Source organism: Ruegeria sp. YTSC106 (genome assembly GCF_059609765.1).
The window spans coordinates 229565-246172 of record NZ_JBXWMI010000003.1 but is presented as its reverse complement, the minus strand read 5'-3'; the positions used below and the strand labels follow the sequence as shown (position 1 = coordinate 246172).

Here is a 16608-nt window from a genome sequence, read left to right as displayed (position 1 = left end):
TGTTGCACCGCCCAAGGGTCAAAACACCAAGCGTATTCTAGCCGTTTTGCGTCGTAAGGTCACTGGCCAATCAGGGATTTGCGGATCACATCCTGCTGACGCCAGTCTTCGAGCCCCTGAAAAATCCCCAGCGCCATTTTGGCCCGCCATTCCGAATCTCTTAGGTTTTCCCGGTCTCTGGGGCTGGAAAGGAACCCAAGCTCGATCAAAACAGACGGGATATCTGCCGCCTTGAGCACAGAGAACGACGCGGTCCGCAACGGTTTGCGATTCATCGGCCCGCCCTGCTGGGCCATTCCGTTGGCGATCGCGCCGGCCAACAGCTTTGTCCGCGGCACCGTTTCCTGGCGTGCAAGATCCAGCAGAACATCGGCCACCTGATCGTCGGCGCCATTTAGATCGATACCTGAAATCAAATCCCCACGATCATGTCGTTCGGCGAGTTTTGAACTGGCCACGTCTGATGCATCCGCAGACAGGGTGTACACCGCCGCGCCATGCGCCTGGCCTTCGGACAGGGAATCCGCGTGCAGCGAAATGAACAGATCCGCGCCGGCCCGGTGCGCCAAGGTGATCCGCCGCTCCAACGAGACGAACTGGTCGTCAACGCGGGTCAGGACCACTTCATAACCACCTGATCGCAATAGAACTTCGCGCAATTCACGCGCAAAAGTCAGCATCAGAGTTTTCTCATCAACCCCGTCTATCTCGGCGCCCGGATCGATACCACCGTGCCCGGGATCGAGCATCACGCGCAGTGGTCGGTCCGCAGAGCGCGAAGGTACCTGCGGCAGGTCTGCCGGTTCCGGCAAGTCCCAACCCGGATTGCGCGGCGCACCCGCGGTTGCGTTGAACGTGTCAAAATCCGTGCCCTTGAGGTTGAGGGACAGCAGCGCAGCCCCCGAATCCTCGGCAACCGACAGCTCGGCAGTGTCCACGGCCATTGGCGCGCCCAGTTCCAATACCAGCCGCGACCAACCCGGAACATAGGCCCCGAATTGCACGCCACTGACACGTTCGGATTGCAGGAAATCCGGTCGGTTCAGCCCGGTCCAGTCCACTTCGTTGAAGTCCAGAACCATCCGATACGGATCCTGAAGGGTGAATATCCGGTACGGCACCCCCTGACTGAGGCCGATATCCACCCTGACGCCGGTTCGCCCTACATCCGTGATACGGCTTTTGTCCGGATGAATGCGTGCCAGCGCACTGAAATCCTGCGCGACGGCACTGCCGCACAGCGCCCAGATCAGGGCGATGCAAAAGATGATCCTGCTCATGGCCTCAAGTTTTCCCGAGATCGTTTGTCCGGCAGCCTATACCACAAGGGGTGATTTGTGAACGGCTCAGGCAGGTTCCCCGATCACCTTCCGCTCGGTCATGAACACGCGCAACCGTTCCAGCCCGTCCTGAATGTCGACCGTTGAACGCGCATAGGAAAACCGCAGCGTCGTATGACCGCGTTGCGGATCGAAATCCAGACCCGGCGTGACCGCGACACCGGCCTTGTCCAGAATCTCGGCCGCAAATGCGCGGCTGTCATCGGTCAGATCAGACACGTCGGCATAGACGTAAAACGCCCCGTCCGGCGGCGCGATTTTCGTGAAGCCGGCCTTGGGCAGTCCTTCCAGCATCAGGGCGCGGTTTCGGCGGTACACGTCCAGATTGGCCTGCAGCTCATCCTCGCAGTCCATTGCGGCCAGTGCCGCGACCTGACTGGCATGCGGCGCACAGATGAACATGTTCTGAGATATCCGCTCGACCACGCGCACCTGATCCTCGGGCACGACCATCCACCCCACGCGCCAACCGGTCATCGAGAAGTACTTGGAGAACGAGTTGATCACATAGCACTCATCCGTCAGTTCCAGCGCCGTCACGGCCTTGGCTTCATATTCCAGACCGTGATAGATTTCGTCGCTGATGAAAGACGCCCCCTGCCCATGTGCGGCTTCGATCAGCGACCCCATGGCGGCGTGATCAAGCATCGTGCCGGTAGGATTCGCCGGAGACGCCACCATCAGACCCTTCAGGCCCATTCCCTGAATATCCGCTACAACGGGTTGCAGACGGTTCTCGGGCGCGGTCGGCAAATCGACCGGTACCAATCCAAGTGCACTGAGAATCTGGCGATACGACGGATATCCCGGCGCACCGATTCCAACCCGATCCCCGCTGTCGAACAAAGCAGTGAAGGCCAGCAGAAACCCGCCGGACGATCCAGGCGTGATGATCACGCGCTCGGGGTTCAGGTCCACATCGTACCAATCGCCATAAAGCCGCGCGATACGCTTTCGCAGCGCAGGCAACCCCAGGGACACCGTATAACCCAACGGGCTTTGGTCCATCGCCTTCGCCAGCGCTTCGGTCGCGCCCTTGGGTGCGCCGGTTCCGGGCTGTCCAACTTCCATGTGAATCACATGGCGGCCCGCTTCTTCCGCACGGCGCGCGGCCTCCATCACGTCCATCACGATGAAGGGATCGACCTCGGACCGGGTTGAGTTTCTCATGCCCATCTCCCATGTTGCAGCCATGGCTTTTGAACGCGTATCCCGGCTGACGTCAATCCCGACTCTGATACTGTCGGTTGTCGTCTGGCTGACGGCGGCAACGCAATCTCATGGGCAAAGCCTGATCCGCGACCCCGATATCGAGCATGGGCTGCGCGAGTTGGCGTTTCCAGTGCTGCGTGCCGCAGGTCTGAACACCAACCGGGTTCAAATCCTGGTGGTCAATGACAACACGTTCAACGCATTCGTCATCGACTACAACGCGATCTATGTGAATTACGGGCTGATTCTAACGGTTGAAAGCCCCGAAATGCTGCAAGCGGTGATCGCGCATGAGGCTGCGCATATCGCGAATGGCCATCTGGCCCGCCGCGCCGAAAACCTGAAGGCCGCGCGGCGCAATGCTGGCCTTGGCACAGCTTTGGCGCTGCTTGCGGCCGCGGCAGGCGGGGGTGAAGCCGCCATTGGTATTGCCGCTGGCACCCAGGGCGCTGCAATCCGCAGCTTTCTGGGTCATACCCGCGCCGAAGAAGCTTCGGCTGACCGAAGCGCCGCAAGCTATCTGCGATGGGCTCAAATTTCTCCCAGCGGCATGGTGGAGCTGCACAGGAAATTCGCAGGTCAGGAATTGCTGAGCGTCGCCAACCAGGACCCGTATATGCGGTCGCACCCTACCAGCCGTGAACGTTTGCGCGCCGCCGAAGCCTTTCTGGACGAGTTTGGCGACAAGGCAATTCAGAATGCCAATGCCGATTACTGGTTTGCCCGCGTCAAAGGCAAGCTGTCGGCCTTTTTGCGCTCACCCAGTTGGACGTTACGGCGCGCCAAAGAAGAAACCGCCCAGGACATCCGCCTGATGCGCGAGGCTTCGGCCCATCATCAGAACCGTGATTTGGGTCGCGCGCGCAATGCGATCGACGAGGCCCTGGTGCTGCGCCCAAACGACCCGTACTACTATGACCTGAAGGGGCAAATTCTTTTGGAAAACAGGCGAATAGGCGCGGCTATTGAAGCGTACGGAAACGCTGTTGAAATGGCTCCGAACGATGCGCTGATCCTGGCTGGATACGGGCGGGCGTTGCTGGCGCAGGGCCAAACCAAACAGGCCCTGAGCGTGCTGGAAAAAGCCCGCGCCCGGGATTACCGGAACGCCAGGCTGTTGCAGGATCTTGGTGTTGCCTATGCTCAGGTTGGTAATGATGGTATGGCGTCGACCGTGACGGCGGAACGGTATGCGCTGCAAGGGCGGCTGGAAGATGCCGGAATCCACGCGAAACGCGCCGTGGCGCGACTGCCCGAAGGCTCACCGGGTTGGCAAAGGGCGCAAGACGTGTTGATTGCGTCGGAACGACTCAACAAAGACAAAAGGAAACGGAAATGATCCTCAGACATGCTGCACCCGCCCTTCTGGGGCTTTCCATGGCGGCAACCTCGGCGCAGGCGCTGGACCTGAACGCGATGAGCGATGCTGAGAAAACAGAATTTGGCGCTCAGGTGCGTGAATACCTGCTGGAAAATCCCGAAGTGATCGTAGAAGCGATCAACATTCTGGAACAACGCAATGCCGTCGCCGAAGCCGCAGCGGATAAAGAGCTGGTCGCCGCCAATGCGGATGAGCTGTTCAATGACGGCTTTAGCTGGGTTGGCGGCAACCCGGATGGCGACATCACTCTGGTCGAGTTCATGGACTACCGGTGTGGCTATTGCCGCCGTGCCGTTCCCGAAGTGGCCAGTCTGCTGGCCGAAGACGGCAATATTCGCCTTGTGATCAAGGAATTCCCAATTCTGGGTGATGCGTCCGTGCTATCCTCACGCTTTGCTGTGGCCACCAAACACGTGGCGGGCGATGATGCGTACAAGCAGGTTCATGATGCCCTGTTGGAATTCACCGGTGAGCCAAGCGAAGTTTCCCTGCGCCGCATCTCCGACGGGTTGGGGCTGAACAGCGACGAGATCATAGCGGCGATGGACAGCGATCGCGTCACGGATGAGATCACCCGCACCCGCGCTCTGGCCCAGAGGATGCAGATCTCGGGCACGCCTTCGTTTGTTCTGGGCACCGAAATGTTGCGTGGCTTCTTGCCATCCGATCAGATGCAGCAGATCGTTGACGGTATACGTGCCGAACGCGGCTAAAGCAGGGTTGGTCGGCGGCCTGCCATGAAGCGGCGAGGATTTCTTATGGCCGGAGGAGCGTTGGGCATCACATGTTTCTCTGGCCAGTCTATTGCGCAGCCCGCGACAGGCTTCTACGTGCCGGCCGAAGAAGCCCGGCATGATCGTACTTTCATGCAATGGCCGGTCAGCCGCACTGTCCATCCCGACCCCGTTTTTCTGAAGATGGTGCAGAGGACCATAGCCGAAATCGCAAACACGATCTCTGCTTTTGAGCCCGTCATAATGCTTGCCGGATCAGAATACCACGCAGATATCAGCAAACAGCTTTCTGCGGCGATCGAGATTTGGGATGTCCCGACCGAAGATCTGTGGTGCCGGGACGCAGGCCCGGTGTTCGCGATCAACAACCGTGGCGAGCTTGCGGTCAAACAGATCCAGTTCAATGGTTGGGGGCGAAAGCAGGTTCACGCAAATGATGCGAGAATTGCCGACAGAGTGGCCGAAAGGCTGGGACTGCCAGTGCAGCCGACCGGACTGATCGGCGAAGCAGGTGGTGTCGAACAGGATGGGCATGGGGCACTTATGGCGCATGAAAGCTCGTGGGTGAATGACAACCGCAATCCCGGCCTCACTCGCGACGAGATCGAAGCACGGTTGTTGGCGGCCTATGGGGCCAAGCGCATGATCTGGTCCGAAGGTGTCTGGGGCGAAGATATCACCGATTATCATATAGACAGTCTCGCCCGCTTTACCGGCCCCGGTCGCGGCATCATCAACTTGCCGGATAGACCGGACAATCATGATCCTTTCCACATGGCCGCGTTGGACACCCATGACCGTCTGGTTGCAGCGGGCATGGACATGGACGTGATACCCGAACCACATTACCGCCGCGTCAAGAACCCGGACTTCGTCGCCTCTTACGCCAATTACTACGCCTGCAACGGCGGCGTGATTGCGGCCCGGTTCGGAGACGCGGAAACAGACCAGATCGCGTTAGAAACGCTTGCAAGACACTATCCCGGACGTGACGTCGTAACACTTAACGTTGATGTGCTGGGAGAACTTGGCGGCGGCATCCATTGCGCCACGCAACAGATGCCGGTTTTTTAGATGTAGCGAAGAACCCGACTATTCAGCCGCTTCAGCCGCCGCGTCCAGTTCAGCCGCCTTTTTCTCGACTTCTTCAACGATGTGATCGATCATCTGATCGTTGGACATCTTGTGGCTGGCCTTACCGGCCAGATAGACCATGCCGGACCCTGCCCCGCCGCCGGTGAAACCAACATCGGTCATCAGCGCTTCGCCCGGGCCATTGACCACGCAGCCGATGATCGAAAGGGACATCGGCGTCTTGATGTGTTCAAGGCGATGTTCCAGCGCCTCGACGGTTTTGATGACATCAAAACCCTGTCGCGCGCAGGACGGGCATGAGATGATATTGACGCCCCGATGGCGCAGGCCAAGAGATTTGAGGATTTCAAACCCGACCTTCACCTCTTCCACCGGATCAGCAGACAGGCTAACGCGGATCGTGTCGCCGATCCCCATCCACAGCAGGTTGCCAAGGCCGATGGCCGATTTGATCGTACCGCTGACCAGCCCCCCCGCTTCGGTAATGCCCAGGTGGATGGGGGCATCCGTCGCCTCGGCAATACCTTGATAGGCCGCGGCGGACAGAAACACGTCGCTGGCTTTTACGCTGATCTTGAACTCGTGAAAATCATTGTCCTGAAGGATGCGGATATGTTCCAGCCCGCTCTCGACCATCGCCTCGGGGCACGGCTCGCCATATTTCTCAAGCAGGTGCTTTTCCAGACTTCCTGCATTCACGCCGATCCGGATTGAACAGTTGTGGTCGCGCGCAGCCTGGATGACTTCTTTCACGCGGGTTTCGTCACCGATGTTGCCGGGATTGATGCGCAGACAGGCAGCGCCCGCTTCGGCGGCTTCGATGCCGCGCCGATAGTGGAAATGAATGTCTGCCACGATGGGCACGGGGCTTTCCCGGACAATCTCTTTCAGCGCTTTGGACGACGCCTCATCAGGAACCGAGACACGCACGATATCTGCACCGGCCTCAGCCGCCGCCTGCACCTGCGCCACGGTCGCCGCCACATCGGTCGTCAGCGTGTTGGTCATGGTCTGAACGGCAATAGGCGCATCGCCACCAACGGGGACGTTACCGACCATTATTTGACGGGATTTACGACGGTAGATGTCGCGCCAGGGGCGTACGTGATTGAGGGACATAAGGACGGATCCGCGTCTGCCTGAGTTGCGACTGTAGATAGTTCGGCAACCGAGTTACCGCAATGGCTAGATCACTCGGCGGGCGTTTCTGTCGCCTCGGTTTGCAGTTCCGCCACCAGTTGCTTGAGCGCGCTGTTCTGTTCCGCCTCAAGATCGGCGACGGCATAGGCCTCGGACACGGCGTCTTTCGACAGAACGACACCCTTGGCGACAGTGCCCGGAGCACCCGCCGGGCCGTAGTGCTTACCGTTCATCGAAAAATAAACTGATCCGGATGCGCCGGCACGCAATGACGGCGGTTCTTCGGTCAGGGGCACTTCGAACACACTGCCCTGCTCAACGGTACCCAGTGTGCCTTCGAAAATGACGCTGCCATCCGCAGCTGTCACGCGCATCCATGCCGGATCAACAGCCACGATCTTGAGCGTGGTGTCGATCTGTTCGACCACTTGCGGCAGGGCAGGTTTTTCAACTGTGTGCAGTTCGGCCAATTCGAACTGCGGCAATTCGGGCGGGCGGAAAGTTCCAACCTCGCGCGGATCAAGCGTAGAGATCGGAGCATCCCGCGCAACCAGCACCGGAACATCCAGTGCCTGCGGACGATAGAGACGGTCCAATGCTTCGGCACTTGCCACCTGTGCAGCATCATCTGACGCGTTGCTGCGCGCCGCATCCAGCGGATCCAGATCAGACAAAACCACCGGAGCTTGTTCAACCGGGCTGACCTGTACTTGCTGAATTCTGTTCAGAACAGCCCAGCCGCCATAGCCGATGCCACCAATCACCGCCAGCAATACCAGTGACGAACCAATGGCACGGGGTTCGATCTGGCTGACCAGAGGCTCCTTGCCCGGAATAAAAGGCGTGTTGGGAGAGATGAACGGGTCACGCCCCATTGGGCCGCGTGCGGGCAGAGCACCTGAAGGCTTCCGCACCACCGAGGCTTCGGCGGACATGCCATGCGCGACCTCGAATCCGCTTTCCTGGCAGAAAGACGCAAAGGTCTCATCGGGGTTCATGCCCAGATAGCGTGCGTAGGAACGCACATACCCGGCGATAAAGCCGGGTGTATCAAACGCATCGGGGTCGGCGTTTTCAATTGCAGCGATATAGTTGGCTTTGATCCGCAACTCGCGCTGAACATCCAGAAGGGATTTGCCCATCGTAGCGCGTTCACCGCGCATCTTGTCGCCTAGGCGAATCTCATAGTCATCAAACCCTTTTGGTCTGACATCTACGTCCTCTTCGGAATCGCGCTGAGATCTGCGCCCAATCATCCCTGCTGCCCCATTCTGCCTGTCGCGTATTTCGCGTAAGTGGCGAATCATCCCCACAATGATTCGTCTACTCGTTTTGTTAACGTAAGCTTAACACGCGGCAAACTCGTTGCACACTTTGGCGTTAGGTTATCCGGCAAGTTCGGCGCGATTTAGCGCACAATGTGACCAAAGTTCGTCCATCGCCTGCACCAGACGGTTCATTTCGTCAGGTCCATGCACCGGAGACGGGGTAAAACGCAGGCGCTCGGTTCCGCGCGGGACGGTCGGGAAATTGATCGGTTGCACGTAGATGCCATAATCGTCCAGCAGCATGTCGCTGAGCTTTTTGGTGTGCACAGGGTTGCCGACGATCACGGGCACGATGTGGCTGCCGTGATCGATCAGCGGCAGGCCCATCCCCTTCAGCCGCAGCTTGAGGATCTTCGCCTGGGTCTGGTGTTGCTCGCGCAACTCAGACGCGGTTTTCAGGTAAGCAACGGATGCAGCAGCCCCCGCGGCAACAGCAGGCGGCAACGATGTCGTAAAGATAAAGCCCGGTGCATAAGACCGCACGGCATCGCACATCTTGGCACTGGCCGCGATATAGCCCCCCATGACGCCATAGGCCTTGGCCAGAGTGCCATTGATGATGTCGATCCTATGCGCCAGGCGATCCCGCTCGGTCACGCCGCCACCGCGCGGGCCATACATGCCCACGGCGTGCACTTCGTCGATATAGGTCAGCGCGCCGAATTCATCGGCCAAATCGCAAATTTCTTCGATCGGCCCAAAATCGCCATCCATGGAATAGACCGACTCGAAGGCGATCAGCTTGGGCGCGGCAGGATCGTCCGCCTCAAGCAATTCGCGCAGATGCGCCACGTCGTTATGACGGAAGATGCGCTTGGCGCCCCCGTTTCGGCGCACCCCTTCAATCATTGAAGCATGGTTCAGCGCGTCAGAATAGATGATCAGCCCCGGGAACAGCTTGGGCAGCGTGCTGAGGGTGGCGTCATTGGCAATATACGCGCTGGTAAACAACAGCGCGGCTTCCTTGCCATGCAGATCGGCCAGTTCAGCCTCGAGCTTTTTGTGATAAACCGTGGTGCCCGAGATATTTCGCGTGCCGCCCGAGCCCGCACCAGCCGCATCGACCGCCTCGTGCATGGCATTCAGTACAAAGGGGTGCTGGCCCATGCCCAGATAGTCATTGCCGCACCACACGGTGATGTTCTGCTGCGACCCGTCCGAGCGTGTGCGCACCGCGTGGGGGAAATGTCCGTTGCGACGTTCGATATCGATAAAGGTCCTGTAACGTCCTTCTTCATGCAGCCTGGCAATTGCTGAATCGAGCTGAGCAGTATAGTCCAACGGACCCTCCTTGAATGCCCGTTTCCGGTTTCCCTTGGGCAATTAGTCTGCCACATCTTACAGCTTAACCTGTTTCCGCAGCTTTGTGTTCCTTTATTCAGCTGGTTACAGCCGAACAGGTGAACCCAACTTTGATTTGCATCAAATATAAGCTTGCAATCCTCACGGCAAGTATAGTTCCGGCCATCGGACGCGTGGAAACGACGCAGCCGCGCCGCGTTATTCGCGGTTCTGTCTTGCATGCAGAATTCAGATCAACCGCTCTGGACGGCGCTGTCAACGCTGCTAGGGTTCGCCCGAACACAGACAAGCAGGAGATCCCCATGTCGCTAGACACCGTGCTGAACCGGATTGACGAAGATCTGCAAACATCGATCGACCGCCTGATGGAGCTGCTGCGCATCCCCTCGATCTCGACCGATCCCGCTTACAAGGCCGACGTCAGCCGTGCAGCCGACTGGCTGGTTGAAGACCTGAACAGTATCGGAATCGCAGCAGAAAAACGGGAAACCCCTGGGCACCCGATGGTCGTAGGCCATGTGGGAGAGGACCCGGATGCACCTCACATCCTGTTTTACGGCCATTATGACGTGCAACCCGTCGATCCGCTGAACCTTTGGACACGCGATCCGTTTGATCCCGCCATCGAAGACACCGAGCATGGCCCTGTCATCCGCGGGCGCGGGGCGTCGGACGACAAAGGTCAGTTGATGACATTCGTCGAAGCCTGCCGCGCATGGAAAGCGGTGCACGGATCCCTGCCCTGCCGCATCACCTTTTTCTTTGAGGGCGAAGAAGAATCCGGCTCACCCTCGCTGGTCCCCTTCCTCGAAGACAACGCGGCCGAACTCAAAGCGGATCTGGCGCTGGTCTGCGATACATCCATGGTATCGCGAGGTGTTCCGTCGATTGCCTCACAACTGCGCGGCATGCTGAAGGACGAGTTCACCATCATCGGACCCCGCATCGATCTGCACTCCGGCCATTACGGTGGCCCGGGCCTGAACCCGCTGCGCGAACTGTCGAAAATCGTTGCCTCATTCTATGATGACGAAACCGGGCGTGTCGCGGTCGATGGTTTCTATGAAGGCGTTCATGAAGTGCCTCAGGACCAGCTGCGTCAGTGGCAAAACTGCGGCTTCGACGAAGCGGATTACCTGAACTCGGTCGGATACACCCAACCGCACGGCGAAAAAGCCTATTCAACGCTAGAGCAACAATGGGCGCGCCCGACACTTGAAGTGAACGGGCTGTGGGGCGGGTACAATGGCGCTGGTTCAAAAACCGTAATCCCTTCGGAAGCACATTGTAAAATCACGTGCCGTCTGGTCGGCGACATGGACCCGGACGCATTGCGCACCAATATCCGCAAACATGTCGAGGACCGCATGTCCCCTGATGCAAAAGTTGTCTGGGACAACGATCTGGAAGGCTCACCCGCTTCGGTTATGAATACCGATCGCCCGGAATTCGAAGCCGCCCGCAAAGCGCTGTCGGACGAATGGGACCGCGAAGCGGTGTTTACCGGCATGGGTGGCTCGATCCCAGTCGTCGGGTACTTCAACACTGTTCTGGGGCTCGATTCGATGCTGGTCGGCTATGCCAACGAGGACGACGCAATCCATTCACCGAATGAGAAATACGACGTCAAAAGCTTCCACAAGGGCATCCGTTCCTGGGCCCGAATTCTGGATGCTTTGAACAGGTAACGGCTTTCAGCGAGGCTCTGCCTCGCGCTCCGGGATACTTGCAGCCAGATGAATAAAAGACCTCTGCTTCATCTGGCCCAAAATATCCCGGGGGAGCCGCGCGCAGCAAGGCGGGGGCAGAGCCCCTTGCCTGACCGGAACGTGCGCACGACCTTACATATGGATCACGCGGCCATACGCATCCAGCACGCTTTCGTGCATCATTTCTGACAGGGTCGGGTGCGGGAAGACCGTGTTCATCAGGTCTTCTTCGGTCGTTTCCAACTGCCGCCCAACCACATACCCCTGAATCAGTTCGGTAACCTCGGCACCGATCATATGCGCCCCCAGAAGTTCACCTGTTTTGGCATCGAACACGGTTTTGATCAGGCCTTCCGGTTCGCCCAGAGCAATGGCCTTGCCATTGCCGATGAAGGGGAAACGACCAACTTTGATGTCATATCCCAGCTCTTTGGCTTTTGCTTCGGTATATCCGACCGAGGCCACCTGAGGCTGGCAATAGGTACATCCCGCGATGCTTTCGGGTTTGACCGGGTGTGCATGCTGGCCCGCGATCAGATCGGCGACCATGACGCCTTCGTGACTGGCTTTATGTGCAAGCCAGGGCGCGCCAGCGATGTCGCCGATCGCATAAAGACCATCGACACCGGTGCGGCAATACTCATCCGTCACCACATGCGTGCGGTCGATCTTTACGCCCAGAGCTTCCAGGCCAAGGTTCTCGACGTTGCCGACGATACCGACAGCCGAGATCACCGTGTCGAACTCGTGCTTCTCAACCTTGCCCTTGACCTCGATATGAGCGGTCACCTTGCCTTTGCCACGATCCAGCTGCTTGACCATGGCTTTTTCCATGATGGTCATGCCCTGTTTGGTGAAGGCTTTCTTGGCCAATGCACTTATTTCCGCATCTTCCACAGGCAACACGCGGTCCATTACTTCGACCACAGTCGTGTCAGCCCCCAACGTGTTGTAGAAGCTCGCAAACTCGATGCCGATCGCGCCCGAGCCGATGACCAGCAATTTCTTGGGCATCCGGGGCGGTTGCAGCGCGTGCTTGTAGGTCCACACCAGATCGCCGTCAGCCTCGAGACCGGGCAGTTCGCGGGCCCGTGCGCCGGTTGCGAGAACGATGTTCTTGGCCGTCAGTTCTTCGGTGCCCTTGTCGGTCTTGACACTGACCCTGCCTTTTGCGGGGATCGTCGCCTCACCCATCACCACGGCGACCTTGTTCTTCTTCAGCAGATGGCCGATGCCGCCCGAAAGCTGCCCGGCAACGCCACGGGATCTTTTGACGACCGCGTCCAGATCGTAACCGATCTTGTCGGCTTTCAATCCGAAATCCTTGGCGCGTTCCATCAGATGGAACACTTCGGAGGACCGCAGCAATGCCTTGGTGGGAATGCACCCCCAGTTCAGACAGATGCCACCAAGGTGCTCGCGCTCGACCACGACGGTTTTCAGACCAAGCTGGGCCGCACGGATGGCGGCGACATAGCCACCGGGGCCAGCCCCGATTACGATCAGATCATAGGATTGTGCAGCCATGTGTTCCTCTCGGCGCAGGTGATGAAAATTTAGTTTACCATTAAACTATTTTCAGAAACGCATCAACAAGCGTTCCCGCGACAAATGCGACGCAGGGTAAACCATACCTGAATATGCGGATTTCAGCCTATACCCCGGCCAAAGCTATGGCTAGAACAGAAACGCCGACGCCGTTCGGACATTTGTGAACACATTGAAATCAAGGAGTTTACCATGGCCAAAACACTAAAAGATCTGGCGCTTGCTCTGCTAAACGCAACTTTGATACTTGTGGCGCTGTGCCTGTTTTTGGGCTGGAAGCTGGCATCGAAAGTCGAAAGCGTCTCGGCAGAGTTCTCAGAGACCGTACAAGTTCTTGCCCCTATTCGGGATGAGGCGAAGGGCATTCGGGGCGAACTTTCCGCGTTGCGCGGTGATTTGACGACGCTGATGAGGGAACACCAGGTTACGGACAGTCAAACCGCGCAAAACATCCAGGCAACATTGCGCCGCCTAAACGCTGTTGAACAAAAGCTGCAATCTACGCAGGAGCGGTTCACTGAACTTGCAGACACGCCAGAGGTTCTGATCGCTCAGACCATACAGACCGGAGCAGACATCGCATCCGAGCGCGTCTTGGCGCTCAAGGGGTGTAAGCCGGAGTCCTAAGGGCCCCTGCTCTATCGGTTGTCGCGCGGTTCCATAATCTGTCTCGGCGATCTCAGGCTGTCGCTTGCAGCTCACGTACAGTAGAACCGTAGCCACCCATGTCGACATAAGCCTCTTCGTGAGGGGTCGAATTGCGCGACAGTGCTTCGTTCCGATAAGGAAAACGACCGAACTTGCGGATCACTTCACGATGCGCTCGGGCATGAAGCAGATTGCTTGTATCGCCGCTCATGTTTTCGCAGATCAGACGCACGCAGCGTTCCTGATCGCACAGATTTTCCGAATGCATCATTGGCAAGTAAAAGAACTGCCGGGCCGGTTCGTCGATTTTCTTGTCCCAGCCCCTGTCGACCGCGCATTTTGCGGCGGCCAAAGCCGCTCGGTCCGTCGCGAAAGCACGCGCCTGCCCCCGGAACATGTTGCGTGAAAACTGGTCCGTCAGAATAATGTAAGCCAGTGACCCGCTGGGATAGGTCAGCCAGAGCGAAAACTTGCCCTCGGCCGCAGCCTCCCATGTTGATTGAAAACGTGCCCGGATATTTGAATCCAACGCTTCATCCTCAATATACCAGCCCTTTGGACCCACCTCATCTAACCAAAAACTCAATACTTCTTCAGGCGTTACCATTGCCTTAAACTCCGTCTTGTGCCCGCATTTGGGACGTAACGTCATTTAAGGCCGTTTTACAGAACTGTTACAGTAACATATTGCAACACTTGCGACATAATCCTGTGTCCTAGGCATCTTCCTGCTCAGCCTGCTCGGCCTCGGCGGCCTCGATCGCAACCTCCTGTGCCACTTCAAGCGCAACTGGCGAGGATGTTGGATACAGCGTCGACATTGTGCCGGTTTCGTCCACAGGGATCGAAGCACGCTGTGTCGTTCGATAAAGTGCGTAGAGTGCCATTGCGAGTAACAGTGCCGCAATAAAGAGAAAAAAGCCCGACGGCCCGAAAATGGCATCACCCATCAACCAACCGGTTATCAGCGGCCCGGCAATCGCTCCCAGACCGTTGATAAACACCAGTCCGCCAGATGCTGCCGCCATATCCTCGTATTCAAGAAAGTCATTCGCATGCGCGATCAGCAGTGAGTAGAGCGGGTTGGAGGTGCCGCCGATCAGGAAAGCCGAGGCAAGCAGAATTGGAAACGATCCACCCATCATCATTGCGATAGTTGCGCCGCCGGCACCGGCGAGCGCCACAAGAAGGATCAGAAAGCGTCGATCCATGCGATCAGAGAACCAGCCCAACGGATATTGCAGAACAACTGCTCCGATATAAAACGCCGCAACGAAGGTCGAAATTTCTACAAGCGACAGCCCGGCCCGAGCGCCGAAAACCGCCGCCATACCGAACTGCGCCGAAAACACGCCCCCCAGCAGAAACATGCCCACACAGCCCAGAGGCGAGGTTTCCAGCAGTTTCTTCAGGGTCATCGGTTTTGTGGTATCAAAGGCTGGTGTTGGCGAGATTGACAACAAAATAGGTGCGAAAGACACCGAAACCAGAATCGAGGCGATTACAAAGGTTTCGTATCCAGCGGGGTCGCCGACCAGAACAAGCGCCTGCGCACTGATGATACCCGTCATCTGGACAATCATATAGAGCGACAGCGCCTGCCCGCGGTTCTCATTGCTTGCCGCGTTATTGAGCCAGCTTTCCGCGGTGACGTAGACGCCCGAAAAACAGAACCCGATCACCACCCGGCCAAGGGCCCACGCGATCGGGTCTGTCAGCATCGGATACATGATCATCACGGCCGAAATGAACGACGCAAGGGCCGCAAAGACCCGTACATGGCCGACGCGCCGGATCATCTCGGGTGCGAGGCGTGAACCGCCCAGAAAACCCAGAAAATAGGCCGACATGACAAATGACATCTCAAGGGTTGAAAAGCCTTCGATCTCACCCCGAACGCCCAGGATAGTGCCCTGCAGGCCGTTTCCGACCATCAGCAACCCCATGCCGAGCAACAACGCCCATGCGCTGGAAAGGACCTGAATCATTGGGGCCTCCGACTAATGCCAACCTGATTTTAGTGTCGTTCTGCGATCAAAGACCGCCTACGTCGCGCTTGTCTACGACATTCCCGATCCGTGATGCTGTATACGCGCCCTTCAGGGGATCAAAAGCGACGCGTCGCCATAAGAAAAGAACCGATATTTCCGGGCTATGGCATGCGTGTAGACATCGCGCATCCGGTCCTGCCCCATCAATGCCGAAACCAGCATAAGTAAAGTGGACTTCGGCAAATGAAAATTGGTCATCAATGCGTCTGTGACATGGAATTCGAAACCGGGATAAATGAAGATATCCGTGTCGCCTTCCCAGGGTTCAATCTTTCCTGACCTTGCCGCACTTTCGATCAGGCGCAAAGCTGTTGTCCCCACCGGGATCACACGCCCGCCAGCCGCCTTGGTTGCCCGTATCTGTGCCGCGGCCTCCGGGCTTACCTGCCCCCATTCAGCATGCATCTTATGGGTTGTGACATCCTCAACCTTAACCGGAAGAAAAGTTCCTGCCCCCACATGAAGCGTCACATGCGTGAAGCTTACACCTCGCTCGGCCAACGCCTTCATCAGCGCATCATCGAAATGCAACGATGCGGTCGGGGCGGCCACGGCGCCGGAACGGTTTGCCCAGATAGTCTGATAGTCCGTTTTGTCCCGTTCATCGGCCGGGCGTTTGGCTGCGATGTAGGGCGGCAGAGGCATTGCTCCGGCCTGATCCAGCGCCGCGTCGAAATCCTCGCCGCTGAGATTGAAGCGCAGATACGCCTGGCCGTCAGCAACCCTGTCCAGTGTGGCGCTGAGATCATCTGAGAAGACAATCTCTTCCCCAAGCTTCACCTTTTTGAGCGGCTTGATCAACGCAGACCACGTGCCGTCGGCCTGCGGGTCCAGCAAGGTTGCCTCGACCCCGGCGGAAACCGGCCCTTGCGCGCTGTCGCGATGGCGCCGACCGTTTAGCCGCGCCGGGATGACACGGGTGTCATTCAACACCAGCCGGTCGCCCGGCTGCAGATACTCAGGCAAATCGATCACATGGCTGTCGGTCGTCGCGTTCCCTTGTGCTACCAACAGGCGCGCAGAGGACCGCGGGCTGGCAGGCCGCGTGGCGATCAGGTCTTCGGGCAGGTGGAAATCAAAATCGCTGAGTTTCATGCCCGCGCCTTACAACCCTGCATCA

The 16608-nt window shown here is 58.0% G+C and carries 14 protein-coding genes; 5 read left to right on the top strand and 9 right to left on the bottom strand.

Translation table 11 applies throughout. From position 1 onward, the window contains the following. Positions 1-59 precede the first annotated feature (59 nt). The gene (locus tag AC2FEB_RS05605; protein WP_496671268.1) at positions 60-1280 is read right to left on the bottom strand and encodes an N-acetylmuramoyl-L-alanine amidase; all 1221 of its coding nucleotides are present in this window, start codon (positions 1278-1280) and stop codon (positions 60-62) included. A 66-nt stretch (positions 1281-1346) separates the two neighbouring features. Further along, on the bottom strand, positions 1347-2510 hold the full coding sequence (locus tag AC2FEB_RS05600; protein WP_496671271.1) for a pyridoxal phosphate-dependent aminotransferase: 1164 nt from the start codon (positions 2508-2510) through the stop codon (positions 1347-1349). Between AC2FEB_RS05600 and AC2FEB_RS05595 the strand changes: the two genes are divergently transcribed. From AC2FEB_RS05595 to AC2FEB_RS05585, 3 genes are read left to right on the top strand one after another with little or no spacing between them, the layout of a single operon-like run. Then, entirely contained in the window at positions 2509-3891 is a 1383-nt protein-coding gene (locus tag AC2FEB_RS05595; protein WP_496671274.1) for a M48 family metalloprotease, read from the top strand. The two genes, AC2FEB_RS05600 and AC2FEB_RS05595, sit on opposite strands and share 2 nt — an antisense overlap. Then, positions 3888-4646 carry a DsbA family protein gene (locus AC2FEB_RS05590; protein ID WP_299636973.1) on the top strand — a complete coding sequence of 253 codons (759 nt, stop codon included), beginning with the start codon at positions 3888-3890 and terminating at the stop codon, positions 4644-4646. Before AC2FEB_RS05595 ends, AC2FEB_RS05590 begins: the two co-directional genes overlap by 4 nt. Before the next feature lie 24 nt (positions 4647-4670). After that, the gene (locus AC2FEB_RS05585) at positions 4671-5741 is read left to right on the top strand and encodes an agmatine deiminase family protein (RefSeq protein WP_496671278.1); all 1071 of its coding nucleotides are present in this window, start codon (positions 4671-4673) and stop codon (positions 5739-5741) included. Positions 5742-5759: 18 nt separating this feature from the next. Here the strand turns inward: AC2FEB_RS05585 and ispG are convergent, their stop codons facing one another. From ispG to hemA, 3 genes are all read right to left on the bottom strand, one after another. Further along, the gene (gene ispG / locus AC2FEB_RS05580; RefSeq protein WP_171723081.1) at positions 5760-6881 is read right to left on the bottom strand and encodes a flavodoxin-dependent (E)-4-hydroxy-3-methylbut-2-enyl-diphosphate synthase; all 1122 of its coding nucleotides are present in this window, start codon (positions 6879-6881) and stop codon (positions 5760-5762) included. 71 nt (positions 6882-6952) lie between these two features. Beyond that, a complete protein-coding gene (locus tag AC2FEB_RS05575; RefSeq protein ID WP_496671282.1) occupies positions 6953-8158 on the bottom strand; it encodes a helix-turn-helix domain-containing protein in 1206 nt (401 codons plus the stop codon). 129 nt (positions 8159-8287) lie between these two features. After that, positions 8288-9511, bottom strand: a complete 1224-nt coding sequence (hemA, locus tag AC2FEB_RS05570) for a 5-aminolevulinate synthase (RefSeq protein WP_496671285.1) — start codon at positions 9509-9511, stop codon at positions 8288-8290. 323 nt (positions 9512-9834) lie between these two features. Here hemA and AC2FEB_RS05565 point away from each other — a divergent pair, with 323 nt between their 5' ends. Continuing rightward, on the top strand, positions 9835-11220 hold the full coding sequence (locus AC2FEB_RS05565) for a dipeptidase (protein WP_496671288.1): 1386 nt from the start codon (positions 9835-9837) through the stop codon (positions 11218-11220). A gap of 153 nt (positions 11221-11373) precedes the next feature. On the opposite strand, the gene lpdA is transcribed toward AC2FEB_RS05565, so the two are convergent. After that, positions 11374-12768, bottom strand: a complete 1395-nt coding sequence (lpdA, locus tag AC2FEB_RS05560) for a dihydrolipoyl dehydrogenase (RefSeq protein ID WP_299893954.1) — start codon at positions 12766-12768, stop codon at positions 11374-11376. A 213-nt stretch (positions 12769-12981) separates the two neighbouring features. On the opposite strand from lpdA, the gene AC2FEB_RS05555 reads away from it, so the two are divergent. Then, positions 12982-13416 carry a hypothetical protein gene (locus AC2FEB_RS05555; RefSeq protein WP_299893956.1) on the top strand — a complete coding sequence of 145 codons (435 nt, stop codon included), beginning with the start codon at positions 12982-12984 and terminating at the stop codon, positions 13414-13416. Between the two features lie 52 nt (positions 13417-13468). Here the strand turns inward: AC2FEB_RS05555 and AC2FEB_RS05550 are convergent, their stop codons facing one another. From AC2FEB_RS05550 to queA, 3 genes are all read right to left on the bottom strand, one after another. Continuing rightward, positions 13469-14044, bottom strand: coding sequence for a DUF924 family protein (locus tag AC2FEB_RS05550; protein WP_117868651.1), 576 nt, complete (start codon positions 14042-14044; stop codon positions 13469-13471). 109 nt (positions 14045-14153) lie between these two features. After that, positions 14154-15425 carry an MFS transporter gene (locus tag AC2FEB_RS05545; protein WP_117868650.1) on the bottom strand — a complete coding sequence of 424 codons (1272 nt, stop codon included), beginning with the start codon at positions 15423-15425 and terminating at the stop codon, positions 14154-14156. Between the two features lie 111 nt (positions 15426-15536). After that, on the bottom strand, positions 15537-16583 hold the full coding sequence (gene queA, locus AC2FEB_RS05540) for a tRNA preQ1(34) S-adenosylmethionine ribosyltransferase-isomerase QueA (RefSeq protein WP_496883903.1): 1047 nt from the start codon (positions 16581-16583) through the stop codon (positions 15537-15539). Between the last annotated feature and the right edge of the window lie 25 nt (positions 16584-16608).